Source organism: Nitrosomonas sp. (genome assembly GCF_021731985.1).
Lineage (GTDB): Bacteria > Pseudomonadota > Gammaproteobacteria > Burkholderiales > Nitrosomonadaceae > Nitrosomonas.
This window is the reverse complement of sequence record NZ_JAKFWH010000015.1, coordinates 1-14,695: the sequence shown is the minus strand read 5'-3', so window position 1 is coordinate 14,695 and position 14,695 is coordinate 1. Positions and strand designations below refer to the sequence as shown.

The 14,695-nt window shown below is 43.4% G+C and carries 15 protein-coding genes; 2 read left to right on the top strand and 13 right to left on the bottom strand.

The features are described 5' to 3' along the window. Positions 1-121 precede the first annotated feature (121 nt). A complete protein-coding gene (locus QZ942_RS01845; protein WP_292992888.1) occupies positions 122-742 on the bottom strand; it encodes a metal ABC transporter substrate-binding protein in 621 nt (206 codons plus the stop codon). Between the two features lie 261 nt (positions 743-1,003). Between QZ942_RS01845 and QZ942_RS01840 the strand changes: the two genes are divergently transcribed. Next, positions 1,004-3,013, top strand: a complete 2,010-nt coding sequence (locus QZ942_RS01840; protein WP_292992884.1) for a TonB-dependent receptor — start codon at positions 1,004-1,006, stop codon at positions 3,011-3,013. Between the two features lie 98 nt (positions 3,014-3,111). After that, complete coding sequence (nikR, locus tag QZ942_RS01835) at positions 3,112-3,573, top strand: nickel-responsive transcriptional regulator NikR (protein WP_292992882.1); 462 nt, start codon at positions 3,112-3,114, stop codon at positions 3,571-3,573. Positions 3,574-3,651: 78 nt separating this feature from the next. Here nikR and yut read toward each other — a convergent pair whose 3' ends face one another. The 12 genes from yut to QZ942_RS01780 all read right to left on the bottom strand — a co-directional run bounded on the left by yut (position 3,652) and on the right by QZ942_RS01780 (position 14,461). Next, positions 3,652-4,635: an urea transporter gene (gene yut, locus QZ942_RS01830; protein WP_292992880.1), complete on the bottom strand. Its 984-nt coding sequence runs from the start codon at positions 4,633-4,635 to the stop codon at positions 3,652-3,654. Positions 4,636-4,825: 190 nt separating this feature from the next. Then, positions 4,826-5,461, bottom strand: coding sequence for an urease accessory protein UreG (gene ureG, locus QZ942_RS01825; RefSeq protein ID WP_292992879.1), 636 nt, complete (start codon positions 5,459-5,461; stop codon positions 4,826-4,828). Between the two features lie 18 nt (positions 5,462-5,479). After that, positions 5,480-6,157 carry an urease accessory UreF family protein gene (locus tag QZ942_RS01820; RefSeq protein ID WP_292992877.1) on the bottom strand — a complete coding sequence of 226 codons (678 nt, stop codon included), beginning with the start codon at positions 6,155-6,157 and terminating at the stop codon, positions 5,480-5,482. A 10-nt stretch (positions 6,158-6,167) separates the two neighbouring features. After that, a complete protein-coding gene (gene ureE / locus QZ942_RS01815) occupies positions 6,168-6,695 on the bottom strand; it encodes an urease accessory protein UreE (RefSeq protein ID WP_292992875.1) in 528 nt (175 codons plus the stop codon). Between the two features lie 145 nt (positions 6,696-6,840). Continuing rightward, the gene (ureC, locus tag QZ942_RS01810; protein ID WP_292992873.1) at positions 6,841-8,547 is read right to left on the bottom strand and encodes an urease subunit alpha; all 1,707 of its coding nucleotides are present in this window, start codon (positions 8,545-8,547) and stop codon (positions 6,841-6,843) included. Between the two features lie 33 nt (positions 8,548-8,580). Then, complete coding sequence (locus QZ942_RS01805; protein ID WP_292992886.1) at positions 8,581-8,889, bottom strand: urease subunit beta; 309 nt, start codon at positions 8,887-8,889, stop codon at positions 8,581-8,583. Between the two features lie 37 nt (positions 8,890-8,926). Then, positions 8,927-9,229 carry an urease subunit gamma gene (gene ureA / locus QZ942_RS01800; protein WP_108699086.1) on the bottom strand — a complete coding sequence of 101 codons (303 nt, stop codon included), beginning with the start codon at positions 9,227-9,229 and terminating at the stop codon, positions 8,927-8,929. A gap of 93 nt (positions 9,230-9,322) precedes the next feature. Next, positions 9,323-10,267 carry an urease accessory protein UreD gene (locus QZ942_RS01795; protein WP_292992871.1) on the bottom strand — a complete coding sequence of 315 codons (945 nt, stop codon included), beginning with the start codon at positions 10,265-10,267 and terminating at the stop codon, positions 9,323-9,325. A gap of 39 nt (positions 10,268-10,306) precedes the next feature. Beyond that, positions 10,307-11,587: a hypothetical protein gene (locus QZ942_RS01790; RefSeq protein WP_292992869.1), complete on the bottom strand. Its 1,281-nt coding sequence runs from the start codon at positions 11,585-11,587 to the stop codon at positions 10,307-10,309. Between the two features lie 710 nt (positions 11,588-12,297). Next, entirely contained in the window at positions 12,298-12,648 is a 351-nt protein-coding gene (locus tag QZ942_RS01785) for a DUF3147 family protein (RefSeq protein ID WP_292992867.1), read from the bottom strand. Positions 12,649-13,211: 563 nt separating this feature from the next. Further along, a complete protein-coding gene (locus tag QZ942_RS14015) occupies positions 13,212-13,445 on the bottom strand; it encodes a type II toxin-antitoxin system ParD family antitoxin (protein ID WP_366835920.1) in 234 nt (77 codons plus the stop codon). A 503-nt stretch (positions 13,446-13,948) separates the two neighbouring features. Continuing rightward, a complete protein-coding gene (locus QZ942_RS01780; RefSeq protein ID WP_292992866.1) occupies positions 13,949-14,461 on the bottom strand; it encodes a hypothetical protein in 513 nt (170 codons plus the stop codon). Positions 14,462-14,695: the final 234 nt, after the last annotated feature.

Sequence of the window (14,695 nt, the reverse complement as noted above, 5' to 3'; positions counted from 1 at the left end):
ATGCAATCTCCTGACAAAAGTCAGAAGTTTGGCGCAAGTTGAAATCGATTACAGAAAAATATGTCATTTAGTAATGGTCGTTCAACGAGTTATCATGCGACAATTCTCGAATCTCCGGACACTACTGATGATAAGTGACAAGTTTGCGGTTATTTATGGGAATGGTTCCCACACACCCAAAGATTGCTTGATCGAGTTTCTGTAATTTAGCGAGCAATGTCGCAGCATTTTTTTGATAGCTTTCCTTATTTGCTGGGTCAAGTGTACTGAGATTCTCCTTTATGATTTCAACATACCGCATCACCAATTCAATATTCAACCATAAGTGAGGGTTCGGATGTCCGTGTTCGCGAGGAAAACTAAAATCATACTGCCAATCTTCTTCCTTAAGCGTGCGATTTCCCAATTGTAGGATAGTAGTTTTAGTTTTTTTAACCTTTTCGGCCAATTTCAAAGTAGGCAATTCCAAATCAAGGCCATTCACGATAATCATGTCAGCAGCTTGCAACGTTTTTATATCCGAAGGAATGGGCTCAAACGTATGAGAATCGGTGCCATCCGGAACTATTCCTATGACATGAATATGTGTACCCCCGATGTTTCTAACTATATTAGTTATGGGTGATACCGAAGTCACGATGAATGGTTTTGGATGCTGTTGTGTATCCGCGGCCAGTAATAAATTCTGCAAAAAAATAAGTGTTAAAACTAGTGCAAGCGTGATACACAAGTTGACCGGCATTTTTGACACGTGGCTCTCCTCAATTGGATGTAGGAATGTAAGAAAATATAGAAATTTAAACTAATAAATTTAGTCATTATTTCCAAGGAAAAACACCTAATTGACGTAAGAAAAAATAGAAATTTATCATACATTTTAATTGATAGGTATTATACTTTCTGCTTTCTGCTTTCTGCTGATTTTTCTCATTCCAGAAAAATGAATTTGAATAAAATAACCGAACTGACGACGCAAATACATTTTTTTGTTTGTGTGAGCCTTATGTTAATTCCTTACATGGTCAATGCGGCAGGAGTTCCAACACTCAAAGATATCATTATTCGCGCCAACGCGCGGGAATTGATCGGCACTGCAAGTTCTGCCAGCGAAGGCACTGTGTTGAAGCAGCAACTCGATGCGCGCACGGTTTATCGTCCGGGCGAATTACTGGAAACTGTGCCGGGCCTGATCGTGACTCAACATAGTGGCGAAGGCAAAGCCAATCAATATTTTTTGCGTGGTTTTAATCTCGACCATGGTACGGATTTGCGGATTACGGTCGATGGCATGCTGGTCAATCAGCGTTCGCATGGGCATGGGCAAGGTTGGGCCGACACCAATTTCATCATTCCGGAGTTGATGGGCAACCTGCAATACCTAAAAGGACCCTACTATGCCAATCAGGGTGATTTTTCCTCAGCCGGGGCTGTTAGTATGAGTTATGTCGATAAGTTGCCAAAAGGCATTGCCAGTTATGGTCTCGGTCAGCAGGGATTCATGCGCGGATTGGTGGCAAAATCACACGAAGTGGGTAATGGGCATGTTCTGTATGCTGTGGAGTTACTGACAAAAGACGGTCCATGGGTTAAACCTGAGGATTTCAAGAAATTCAATGCGGTGTTGCGCTATAGCCAGGATACGGGGCCAACCAAATTTAATATCACGGCAATGGGCTACGGTGGAAGCTGGAACTCAACCGATCAGATTCCACAAAGAGCGGTTGCTAGTGGATTCGTTCCCCGGCTGGGTGCGATTGATCCCAGTGGTGGTGGTGAAGCACATCGCTTTAGTCTTTCCAGCGCGCTACAGCATATAGGGCGTTTCGGAGTTACTCAGTTAAACCTGTATACCCTTCATACCAATCTGGCTCTATTTTCAAATTTTACTTATTTCCTGAATGATCCTGTGAATGGGGATCAGTTTTCCCAAATCGATAAACGTTTTCAGTCTGCCATGAATTTGAATCACCTTTGGGTAAATAAAATTGCTGGATTTGAGGTTGAAAATGCGGTGGGCGTTCAGTTTCAGAATGATGTGATTGACAACGGCTTGTTAAGCACAAAAGAGCGCCAAACACTGTCGACTACTCGCAAAGATCATATTAATCAGAACAGTGTAGGAATCTATTATCAGAATAGTATACAGTGGCTGGAAAAATTCCGCAGTGTGGCGGGTGTGCGCTCGGATTATTATTGGTTTGATGTTAACAGCAATATCAGTGTAAATTCAGGTAATCGTTACGATAGTATGACCAATCCCAAGTTGAGCCTGATTTTTGGGCCCTGGGCGCAAACAGAATTCTATGTTAATTACGGCAGTGGGTTTCATAGCAATGATGCGCGAGGAACGACTTCCACGGTGGATCCAAAATCAGGGGAACCCATTAACAGAGTCAATCCACTGGTGCGTTCAACGGGCTATGAAGTAGGGCTTCGCACCGCCATCGTGCCAGGTTTGCAGGCTTCTTTTGCCGCATTTCGTCTGGATCTGGATTCAGAGCTGTTATTCGTTGGTGATGTTGGAACGACTGAGGCCAGTCGCCCGAGTAAGCGGGAAGGGCTTGAGGCTTCGCTGTTTTATATGCCAACGGACTGGCTAACGATTGATGTCGATTATGCGTTGGCGCGTGCACGTTTTAGTGATATCGATCCCAGTGGCAATCACATACCGGGAGCAATCCAAGGCGTGGGTAAGCTGGCAGTTTCTGTCGACAACATTGGCCCTATCTTTGGGAGTATGCAATTTCGTTATTTTGGCAAGCGCTCGCTCATCGAAGATAACAGTGTGCAGTCCAATCACACCATTACGTTGAATGGTCAAATCGGCTACAAGATCAGCAAAAATGTGCGAATGATGTTACAGGGATTCAATCTATTGAACACTCATGCTCACGCGATTGATTATTACTATACTTCCAGACTTCCCGGTGAGCCTGCGGCTGGTGTGGGTGATTTGCATTTTCATCCGATCGAAAGCCGCTCATTTCGTGTCAATTTGGTAGCTAATTATTAAATCGATGTAATGAACTTACAATTTTTGTTGATTGATGGATAAAATCAGATTTGTTATCTTGGTAAGTTCTTAAAGTAAGCATTCAGGGGGAATTATTGATGGAACGTTTTACTATTTCGATGGATGATCAGCTTTTTGAGCAATTCGATAAGCTTGCGCATGCGCGCGGCTATGATAATCGATCAGAAGCGATTCGTGATCTTATTCGGGAGTACCTTGAAACTTCTCGCCTGCAGAAGGATAACAAAGGGTATTGTATTGCTACGCTGAGTTATATCTATAATCACCATGAGAGAGATTTAGCCAGCCAGGTAACTTCGGCGCATCATCATCATCATGACTTGACCCTGTCGAGTATGCACGTTCATATGGATCATGATAACTGCCTTGAAGTCACGATTCTCCGAGGCACCATTCAGGATGTCAGGCTTTTTGCCAACCAGGTCATTGCGACCAATGGCGTGCGGCATGGCAAGTTGCATATTGTGCCGATCGAGCTCGCGCAGGAGTCGCATTCCCATTCTGCTGTTGCGCATACGCATAGTAGCCCGCTGACCTGAGAATATCCTGATTGTTATTAGCTACAAACAAAAAGCCCCGCTAATCAACGGGGCTTTAATTTAAGAATATTGATATTGTTACTGAGAATTTCCCCAGTACCTAGATTTACTGGCGGCAAATAGAAACATCCACATGACTAGTACAAAAGGGAAGGTTAATGTAGGCAAACCTATCGGTGCTAGGAAATTAGCTAAGCCAGCCTGACAGATAATCGTCAAAATTCCTGCCAGCAGAGCAAGTATTGCACTTCCCGTAGTCGGTTTGAGAAAGACCCATCCTACCGCCATCATTGTCAGCACCGGATTGAATGCATAGAGTCCCATTTCAATTAACGTTTTATCTGCACCGAGTAAGACAGGCACGGCAACCCCAACGATGGCACCGGATAATGCCATGAATGCGCCACGCATCGAGGTTATCGCGATGCCAACAAGAAACAAAATACCTACAATAACGCTATCAGCAAACATGACTTCACCGATACCCTTGGTAATCGCTGTGTACCAAGCCACAGCCGCTTCTTGAGTCAAGGTGGCGAACTCCGTTGTCACTACTGCGGTTGCAGCAATGTCAGCGGGAATTCCAGGTGCCGGCAGGACCGGTCCGCGCGAGAATCCATCAAAAGAATAAACGGCCACCATGAACATCCAGCAAGTCAACACAAAAGGTGAAGTAGAGGCAGGGATGTTATAGGGTTGCAAAATTCGCATTAACGCCGCCAACACGACAGTAGACAAAATCGAAGCGAGCACAACATATAGCCAGAGTTGAGGAGTGTTCTCGAGAAATAAAAACAAGCAAGGCCCAACCAGTGTACCGTTGAACCCATACAACCCTGCATCGATATCATCGTCAGAGAAACCTAATAAATAGGCTGCAACAGTGCTGCTGATAACACCCACGGTGGCAGCAAGCCCTGCAGTGATTCCCCCGACATATAACGCTATTAAAAAAATAAGCCCGGTAACCGCATTGCAACAGAAAAACACTTGCCCAACCCCTCTGAGAATGACACGAAGCGGTTTGGGTATTGCTTTGTCAATTGATAATGACCAATCCATGATTAGCTCCTAAAGTTTTGGTTTGAAAAATAGCTACAAACAATATGTTACTAAGTCAGCCAGTTTTAGTGACAACTGAACCCTGTTGTAAGAAAGCTAACTCAGGAATTTCCCTGCATAACTATCATAGAAATATAGAGTGTAATTTCTCATTGTAGTCTGGACGACCGATGGATTATTCAGTGGCCTCCTAAGCACGTTGTTTTTTTACTTCGTCCAATAATCCTTGCTTTATGATGAAGTTTACAATTTGATCAACGCCTTCACCGGTATGCAGATTGGTAAATACAAACGGACGGTCACCACGCATTTTTTTGGCATCACGATCCATCACGTCGAGATTTGCCCCCACATACGGAGCGAGATCGATTTTGTTAATAATGAGAAGCGCTGATCGTGTGATGCCGGGGCCGCCTTTACGCGGTATTTTCTCACCTGCGGCCACATCAATGACATAAATGGTCAGATCAGAAAGCTCGGGACTAAAAGTGGAGGCTAAATTGTCTCCTCCCGATTCAACCAGAATGAGATCAAGATTGGGAAAATCGGCCGTCATTCGAGCAATGGCTTCGAGGTTGATTGAAGCGTCCTCCCTGATGGCGGTATGAGGACATCCACCCGTTTCCACACCCATCAGACGTTCCGGAGGTAGCGCATTGGCGCGTAATAGAATCTCCATATCTTCCTTGGTGTAGATATCATTCGTAATGACAGCCATTTCATAATGGTCACGCATTTTTTTACTTAAAGCTTCGCATAAAGCCGTTTTTCCGGATCCGACCGGGCCGCCGATGCCCACTCGAAGAGGATTTGATTGCTTATCCACGTTGTTATGTCCCCAAAATTATGATCGATAAATTCTACTGTATTGTGTTTCATGTTGTATTGACAGCAATGACAAGCCAGGTGCCCAATTGGATAATTCGTCATCATTGAGTTGCTGTGCGCGGTCTGACGCCGTTTCAATGTCATTATGCAATGAAAGTAGAAGATTTTGTCCAGAGACCTGACCGAGCGGAACTGATTTAACACAGACCAACACTTGATTCTCAATCAAAGAAAACAGCATTCCCAGCAACGCTGCTTCATGCGGTACGGCAAGCGCTACTGCGGCACAAGCAAAGGCAGTGGGCAACGGTATTTCCAATTGGCTGGTCAATATCGCCTGTAACGACTCGTCTGCAATTTTTAGATCCTTGATCAGCTTGCCTAAAGAGTATCCCATCTGGATCGTTTCTGCTCTAAATTCAGCTGTATCGCGAGCCGCAATAAAGCACTCGGTCCAATAATTGACAGCTGCAGCATCACGTTCAGAAAAACCTTTAAGCAAACGCCATAGTATCGGTGCTTCAAAGTCTGCGACGATATTTAGAGATTCGGCAATCCATTTTCGCGCTGTGCTTTCATTATGGACTGTTCCTTTCTCAATCGCTGATTCCAAACCTTGCGAATAAGTGTATGCACCAACTGGTAACGATGGGCTTGCGAGCTGCAATAAGCGAAGCAATTGTGCGGATTGCAAGGTGGCTCTCCTAAGAATGCGGATCGGAAGGCCGGTGAATCTTTTGGCGCGCTGGGATTGGGGCAAGCGGACCATGAGCATGATAATGGCCATCGCCATGATGGTGATGGCCGCCGCCGTTACCATAGGCGCCTGACTCAGGTTCAAAGGGCGCATCTTCTTCAGTCACAATAGCTCCCAAGCCTTCCACCATTTGTTTTAGTACAGTATCCTGGAGAATCCGCAGGAAATCTTCGCCAACCTGAGTTTGTGTGTGGCGATTGCCCAAATGGAAGGCACATCGCAATAAATCATGTGGCGTTTTACACGTAATTCGATACGTAGGTTCGTGGGCTGCAATAATTTGTACGACACGCCCATCATCACTTCTGAGTAGATCATTGTTTCGTAAAACTGTACCTCGTGTCGTGAAAATAGCCACTTCTTCACCCGACGCAAGCGCAGTTCTTAATCGACTATTTTCACGCATCTCGTAGGGCAAAACGAGTTGTGCAAACACTGAGTCAGCATGATCTATTTTGGTATTTAGCGTAAGCATTTTATTATTATGATCAATTAAGGATTAATAATGATTATCACAGTATTCGATGCTGCGACAGTTCCTACCCTACTCGGTAGGGAAGCTGCTGGTTTCAGAAATTTGCTTGACCAAAACCAAGAAGCTTCCTCTGTTCCTGATATTCCTAAAACAGAAAATACCGTTGCGCCATTGGCAACACATCTTCTGCACCGCAAGTAAGCAGTTGACCATCTGCACGAACTTCGTATGTTTCAGGATCAACTTCCATCTTGGGGGTTGCGCTATTGTGAATCATGTCTTTCTTACGTAGATTACGCGTGTTTTTCACGGTGATGAGGTTTTTATCGAGTTTCAATTGATCAACCAAGCCCGCACCCAGTGCTGCTTGCGAGGCGAAAGTGAAACAAGATGTTTTAATCCCTCCACCGTATCCGCCAAACATGTAGCGATAATGAACGGGCTGTGGGGTAGGAATAGAAGCATTCGGGTCACCCATCAGGGACGCAGCAATCATCCCGCCTTTCAGAATCATGGATGGTTTCACACCGAAGAAAGCAGGTCTCCACAGCACGAGATCAGCATATTTGCCGACTTCTACCGATCCGATCGCGTGCGCAATACCATGAGTAATTGCAGGATTAATCGTGTATTTTGCAATATAGCGTTTAACTCTGAAATTATCATTTCTTGAACTATCTTCTTGCAATGTTCCGCGTTGTATTTTCATTTTATGCGCGGTTTGCCAAGTGCGTAATACCACTTCACCAATGCGTCCCATAGCTTGGGAGTCCGATGACATCATGGAGATTGCGCCCATGTCATGCAGAATATCTTCCGCAGCGATTGTTTCCTTGCGAATGCGTGATTCTGCAAAAGCAAGATCTTCTGGAATATTTGCATGCAAATGGTGACATACCATCAGCATGTCCAGATGTTCATCGAGCGTATTGACGGTATATGGGCGTGTCGGATTGGTCGATGACGGCAACACATTGTCAAGGCCCACAACGGCGATAATATCCGGCGCATGACCGCCGCCCGCACCTTCGGTATGGAAGGTATGAATGGTGCGGTCTTTCATCGCAGCAATGGAGTTTTCCAGATAGCCGCCTTCATTGATGGTGTCGGTATGGATAGCCACCTGCACATCGTATTTATCTGCAACATTCAAACAATTATCAATGGCGGCAAACGTTGTACCCCAGTCTTCATGCAGTTTCAGTCCACAAGCACCGGCTAATACTTGTTCTTCAAGCGGTATAGGCAAGCTGGTATTGCCCTTGCCGAAGAAACCAGTATTCATAACCAATCCATCCGATGCTCTGAGCATCGAATGAATATGCCAAGGACCGGGTGTGCAAGTGGTTGCAGCTGTTCCCACCGCAGGTCCGGTACCGCCGCCGAGCATAGTGGTGATGCCATTCATCATGGCGTCTTCAGCTTGCTGCGGTGAAATGAAGTGAATGTGTGTATCCACTCCACCCGCAGTGACAATCAAGTTTTCACCCGCAATGATCTCGGTTGCCGAGCCAATGGCCATGGTGACATTCGGTTGTATATCCGGGTTTCCGGCTTTACCGATTGCTGCGATCTTGCCACTCTTAAGCCCGATATCCGCTTTGACAATCCCCCAATGATCAATAATGATTGCATTGGTAATGACGGTGTCCATGACATCAGCATGATTGCGTTGTGATTGACCCATGCCATCTCGAATCACTTTGCCACCACCGAATTTTACTTCTTCACCGTAAGTTGTGAAGTCTTTTTCAATTTCAATCATTAGTTCTGTATCGGCCAAACGAACCCGGTCTCCGGTCGTTGGACCCATCATATCAGCATAGGATTGACGGGAAATTTTTACGCTCATTTTTTTGCTCCTGTGAAATTATTGCGATACAAATTATTTCAGTTTACCCATCACTTTTTGATTAAATCCATAAACGATGCGGTCTCCAGCCAGATCAACGAGTTCTACGGTTCTTTCTTGTCCGGGTTCAAAGCGGACGGCCGTACCGGCCATAATATTCAGTCGCATGCCATAAGCAGCTTCCCGGTCAAACTTCATGGCGGAATTCACTTCATAAAAATGAAAGTGAGAGCCAATTTGAATGGGACGATCTCCTCCATTCGAAACAGTCATCGTTTTTGTCCTTCTGCCGACATTTAGTTCGATATCACCTGACTCAGTAAATACCTCACCTGGAATCATTGGTACTCTCATAGCGGTCTCCTATTATGTTGATCAATTAAACAATCGGATTATGCACAGTCACGAGCTTGGTACCATCCGGAAAAGTCGCTTCAACCTGAATATCCGGAATCATTTCAGGAACACCTTCCATGACATCCGAACGAGTTAGTATTCGCTGACCTGCTGACATCAATTCCGCTACGGTCCGACCATCTCTGGCACCTTCTAGCACGGCACAAGTAATCAGTGCAACCGCCTCCGGATAGTTGAGCCGCAGGCCGCGAGCTTTACGTTTCTCAGCCACTAATCCGGCAGTAAATATCATGAGCTTGTCTTTCTCTCTAGGTGTTAGGTCCATCGTTTCTCTCCTGGGTAAAATAACAGTTACAATTTATACGTTACAACAGCATCTATGCTGTATTAGCAAACCACCTTAAATCATCAATCGAAATTATGTGTTCCACATTCGTGGCACGATAGCCTCACGTCCAAGTACTTCCGGGCGAAACAAACCCCAGATACGCAACATGATGTGCCGTGCCACTTCACTCGAATGACCCAAATAACGAACTACGATTATTGATTTAAGCTGTGAGATACCCACTTGGCCTGAACCATGAGTAATTTTTTCTGCTTCTTCACGTGCCAGATCGATGAGTGTTTGGGGTAACATTTTTCCCGTCAAAATGAGCGAAGCGCAGACTGTTTTGCCAGATAGCGTTAAAGAGCCATTCATCGCAGAACTTTCACCGAGAAGGCGGATTTGCTCAAGCCAAATCAACTTATCATTGCGCCGAATACTGGTACGTTGCTTGATTTGGCCTTGATCAAACGTTTCACCCGATGCGGTCCGCCCAAAACATAATATTTCACAGCCGACATAAATTGCATCATCCTCCAGCGTAACCTGATGATCAATCTCTACATTGGCATGATTGTAAAAAATGGTTTCTTGCGGTACCCATTCGAGCGCACCGCCTTTATTGACATCGAGTCTGATCTTTTGATGGGAAGTATGTCCATTGGCTTTGTACCATTTGGTGGCCCCCGGTGTCGTAATTTGCGCGTTTGCGGAAGTGCCGACTTGGGTTGAAATCTCTAACTGATCACCACCGACGACTCCACCGGGCGGATGAATAATCACCACATGGCAGACTTCTCGTCCTTCCGGATAAAAAGGTTTTTGCACTAACAATGGACCGAAATGATCTCGCTCGACAAGCCTGGTGGTTGCATCGATTGCAGCAAATTTGAGTGCTAGCTTTGCTTGCAGTGGTTTGTAAGCTGGATCGACTGGTATTTCAGGTACTTGTTGGCTAGATTGTTTGGGATAGGTCAGGATAGTGGAATTCCGTTGCTGAATGGGCAATTCATTTTTAGGTACAGATAGGGACATTTTCATAATAGCTTATCAGGAGCAATGAACTCTGGAGTATTAAATCTGCAATTGGAAAGAAATTTTGAAAACATCTTGCGTTGGACCTGATACCCCAGGCGCATAATTCAACCCTTTAGACAAAAGATCGCCGTGTTGATAATAGGCTGAAATACGTGCATTAAAGCCATCAATAATATAATTTAAACCCGCTTCAATTTCTTCTCGATTATTGCTTCGATTAGGCTGAATACTGGTAAATCTGCCATAAGGTTGAAAGTGCCCGATGCCAATTTTAGTTGGAAACATGTAAAGACCGGTTACTGTCCACGACTTGCCATCAAACATACAAAAACAATTAAGATCAGAAAATGCGGCAGACGAATAGCCCGCATAAAATTGTTTATATTCAGCATTTAGAGTAGTTACACCCATATTTCTGGGTAATACTTTTTCAAATAGTAAATCACCTGTAAAACCGAGAAAATCACTTCGATGTGCGAATGACCCGGCACCATTCTTTTGATAAGACATACCGAATGCCAGCGCTAAAATATCTCCCGCTTTACCGTAATATGTACTAGAAGTGTAGTAGCCAGGGTTTTTTTCTGGATTCAGAAAATTATAGGTAACACGCGCAGCTGTTAAAATAGTGCCGCTTGGATTAGGTCCCGTGGTGTGCGATGATTCCAAACCACGAAAGACGCCCATTGCATAACCCAGTGTTCCGGGAACGAAACCTGGCTCTGCATTACCCCAGAAAGTTACCCCATCGTCACGACCATAACGACCTGCTCCGCCATTGCCAAAATGTGTGCTGAAATCCTGAGAAAAGAATGGTGTTTTGAATGCATCGTGAGTGGCTTGGAAAAAAGGGCCGCTTAATTCTCCCCGCTCTGTAGGCGCTAACATGCGCCCTCCCCAAATGTTAAAATAGCGGTTGTATTCGAATTTCGCAATGGCATCAAGGATGTTGTAAGACATCCTGGGATTATCACCCGAAGCGGTATTGTTGCAGAAAAAGCATTCAGTATTGACTTCGAATTTAAGATATTGATTGATCTGTCCATTCAAATAAATACGAGCATTGTCGTTACTGTAGCGGCCGCTATCTAAATTACCATTTAAGTTTTCAGTCCATAACCCTGTTCCTCGATAACCTGCTCCTAAGCTAATCCATCTGGTTTCACTGGTTTTTACTTTGAGTTTGTCTGAGATTGGTTTCATTGATACGTCCGCAGCATTTGCTTGGAACGCAGGCAAGAGAAAAATGAATAGGAGAATGAGATATAAATTAGTAATCTTAATTTCTGCTTTTAAGCTGTTATTTCTTGTCTGCATGAAACTGCCCATCCTTCTAGTATAAATTTATCAAATTGGATGACTGGTAAATAATCACTAATACATAAATCCAAGCCGAACCAGTAGAACTATATAACAGAAATTTATATAAGGAGATCTATAATATTTTTTCTATATTTTGTATGAAACTTGTTGTGATCAAACAAAACCGGATTGAGATATATACAAAACTACTGGGGCCATTCCGTTTGATGAGCCGAACGTGGAGTTGCCTCACGCTGGGAATGTATGTAGTTTTGTTGATGTGTTCTTATAGAAGTATGATATGACAATTCAATAACTTCAGAATTTATCTGCCACTGCGCGCGATGCAGATACAGACCACCTGGAGTTATTTTCTGAATGAGGAAATTATTTCGCTTAGCGTAATTTATAAGGGTTTTTAGAATAACAGTATCTTCCAAAAATATCTGGATATGAAATCTCCCAACCTACTGGGGGCAGTGATAATATTTGGCTTACTATACGGCTTTGGCTTCTCAACCCGCCCCCGGTAGTTGCCACTCGATGATAAGAATACTGGCATTCTGTTACGGTCATTGAGCTTTAAACTAGGATAGTTTTTTCACAACCCCAGGAAATTTTATTAACGCAAAACTTCCCGCAAGGAAGCTCATTAACACTTAGACTAAGAGATAGGGATAACACGACGTGGCATCAATTCTTCGTTACTATGGTAACGTTATTTTTTACAGTTGCACTCCCATCCTACGCAGAAGATATAGAAGGATAAAATAACAGCCAATGGTAGTGGCAGCAGATAAGCTGAAACTAAACCAGAAACCCAAGCCTTGCTTAAGTAATATGGATAACACCGGAAATAATAGAAGGGAAGGCAACACCAGCCAGAAAATTTGCATTGAAAGGTCTGCAATCTGCGATAACGGGAAACCCTCAACATAGAGCCAAACAAACGCTAACAATGATGTAAGAGGTAGAGCTGCTATAAGTGCGGCAAAGCCTGTATTCCGCTTTGCAATTTCTGCGATAGCCATAATTATAATAGCAGAAATAAGAATTTTAAATGCATAATACAACATAAAAGCCTAGTTTTAATCCTTGCTCAATGAAACAAAATGCGGGCTGAGATCAGTATTTATATTATTATATTATGTGACTCTATACTATTTTCAGTAGGAAAGGTGAGGCACAGAAAAATTCGCTGAATTTTGCATGATAAGTCGCGACTAAATTGCTTTAATCATCCCAAAAAGTATCAAACTGAAAATAGTTCATGGGCATATTTTATTATTGGAGGTCTTAACAGGCCGTTGAAAAACGTTTTCGAGGCAGCCGGTGCAAGGGAAAACAGGCGGAAAAGCGCAGTTTATGCATGATAAATGAGCATTTTAACCCTGTTTTTAACACCGCAGCGGCAACGCAGATAGTTTTCAACGGCCTGTTAAACCATATCATCTTTCACTTAACTAGTGAGTAGTATAAATCTATTAGCAAGGTATCGAGATTTTTTAAACATTTCAGTCTGTTTTTATCCATTCCTATGGTTATAGGATAAAAACGAGCCTGTTCGATGCCAAACGTCTGAATGGTGAAATCGGCAATTTCAGACAGGTCAGCAACAGCGCGATTCGTTAAATGGAATTTACCCACGTTTATTTTTAGAGCGTTGCTCGGCTTCTTCCCAAATCTCGCCTAAAGTTTTATTGCTTACGCCACTATCCAATCCTTCCTGAATGGCTTGTTTTAATGCCAGAAATTGTGCATTTTGTTCCTGATCTCGGCGTACGAGATCACGGATATATTCACTGTCATTCGTAGAGCCGCCAGCAGCAATTTGTGCTTTAATCCATTGATCTTGCTTGTCCGTTAGCGTAATAGTTTATCGAATGATTCTAATATGGATTCTCAGTAAGCAGAACTCATAAAATCCCCAGCACACCAAAGGAGAGGAAGAGAAGAATGATGCACTGGGCAACTGATGTTTAACTTGAACTACTCCAACCATCCGGCTACACGTTCTGCTATGCGCTGATTGGTGCGGTAATCCATCCTTAGGGCACGATGGATATATGGCATTCTACATGACATTGTCTATTAATGTTAATGATTATTATTCTCATTGATTGAAGTAGGAAGACAGCATAGAATCATTGGAACCAGCAATGCGCCGCTCAATTCTTCCTAACTGCTTCGATGATGCCATTTAGTCGAACCAGCTTATTGGTATTGCAGGATGCAAGACTGATTCCAATTGCAGATAGTAATAGCAATAATTACATTAGTTATGGCTATTAAAAACAGAAAGTTATATATTTTTTATATTTGCATTTCTATCGAGAATTGGAATAAGTGCGATTACTTTATTTCTTTCAATTGACATTAGGTTTCTTGATAAACCGATCTATCAATTAACCCAATGATATGGTCAGATTCCATTACACTTCTGAGTACTGGATGCTCCCCCTCAGACAAAGCATCTCTCAGCACATTTAATTCAACGGGATTGGGATTGGGATCTGTTTTTAGCAAAACATAGTAGATCAATTCATATCTGATCTGGTTTAGGTTATCCACGATAAACGAAAGCCCGGTTCGTTTCACACAGGCAATCATAGTTCTTCGTTGTAGCCATAAATCTTTACCCCAGGTATCAGGCGCATCTTTCAGATTTGTTAGTGCAATTTTCTGAATGAATTCTGAATTATTATGTTGGTTGATGATATATGACAATGCAAAGGATATGGCCGGATATAATGTATCGAATCTGTTCCATTCAGCGAGAGTCGTATTGTCACTGGGATCCATGACGCCAGTTTCTTCTATCCGCTCATCAGGATCGTTTTTCTCTTTGCCAGTCCCGAGCAGCCACCAGTCATGATAAAAAATCAGCAAATCCAGGGCATTTTTGAGAATGCTTTCCTTGTTCGCAATAAACCGATTCCAACAAACTTCATCTCTTTATGTTTTGCTCATTTATCTACAGCATTATCCACAGTTTTTGTGGATAATATTTTTTTACTGATTATGAGTATTATTTGATAAAAGAAACCGATCTTCCAGCCAATTCGCCCACTTAACCGCCCTTGTAATCAAATCAGCGCGATACTTTGCATTATATTTTGGAGT

Excerpts from the sequence above, each read along its gene's own strand:
- QZ942_RS01795 (WP_292992871.1), bottom strand. The coding sequence starts at position 10,267 with ATGTCCCTATCTGTACCTAAAAATGAATTGCCCATTCAGCAACGGAAT.
- ureA (WP_108699086.1), bottom strand. The coding sequence starts at position 9,229 with ATGGACCTAACACCTAGAGAGAAAGACAAGCTCATGATATTTACTGCC.
- QZ942_RS01840 (WP_292992884.1), top strand. The coding sequence starts at position 1,004 with ATGTTAATTCCTTACATGGTCAATGCGGCAGGAGTTCCAACACTCAAA.
- QZ942_RS01785 (WP_292992867.1), bottom strand. The coding sequence starts at position 12,648 with ATGTTGTATTATGCATTTAAAATTCTTATTTCTGCTATTATAATTATG.
- QZ942_RS01805 (WP_292992886.1), bottom strand. The coding sequence starts at position 8,889 with ATGATTCCAGGTGAGGTATTTACTGAGTCAGGTGATATCGAACTAAAT.
- ureC (WP_292992873.1), bottom strand. The coding sequence starts at position 8,547 with ATGAGCGTAAAAATTTCCCGTCAATCCTATGCTGATATGATGGGTCCA.
- ureE (WP_292992875.1), bottom strand. The coding sequence starts at position 6,695 with ATGCTTACGCTAAATACCAAAATAGATCATGCTGACTCAGTGTTTGCA.
- yut (WP_292992880.1), bottom strand. The coding sequence starts at position 4,635 with ATGGATTGGTCATTATCAATTGACAAAGCAATACCCAAACCGCTTCGT.
- QZ942_RS01790 (WP_292992869.1), bottom strand. The coding sequence starts at position 11,587 with ATGCAGACAAGAAATAACAGCTTAAAAGCAGAAATTAAGATTACTAAT.
- nikR (WP_292992882.1), top strand. The coding sequence starts at position 3,112 with ATGGAACGTTTTACTATTTCGATGGATGATCAGCTTTTTGAGCAATTC.
- QZ942_RS01845 (WP_292992888.1), bottom strand. The coding sequence starts at position 742 with ATGCCGGTCAACTTGTGTATCACGCTTGCACTAGTTTTAACACTTATT.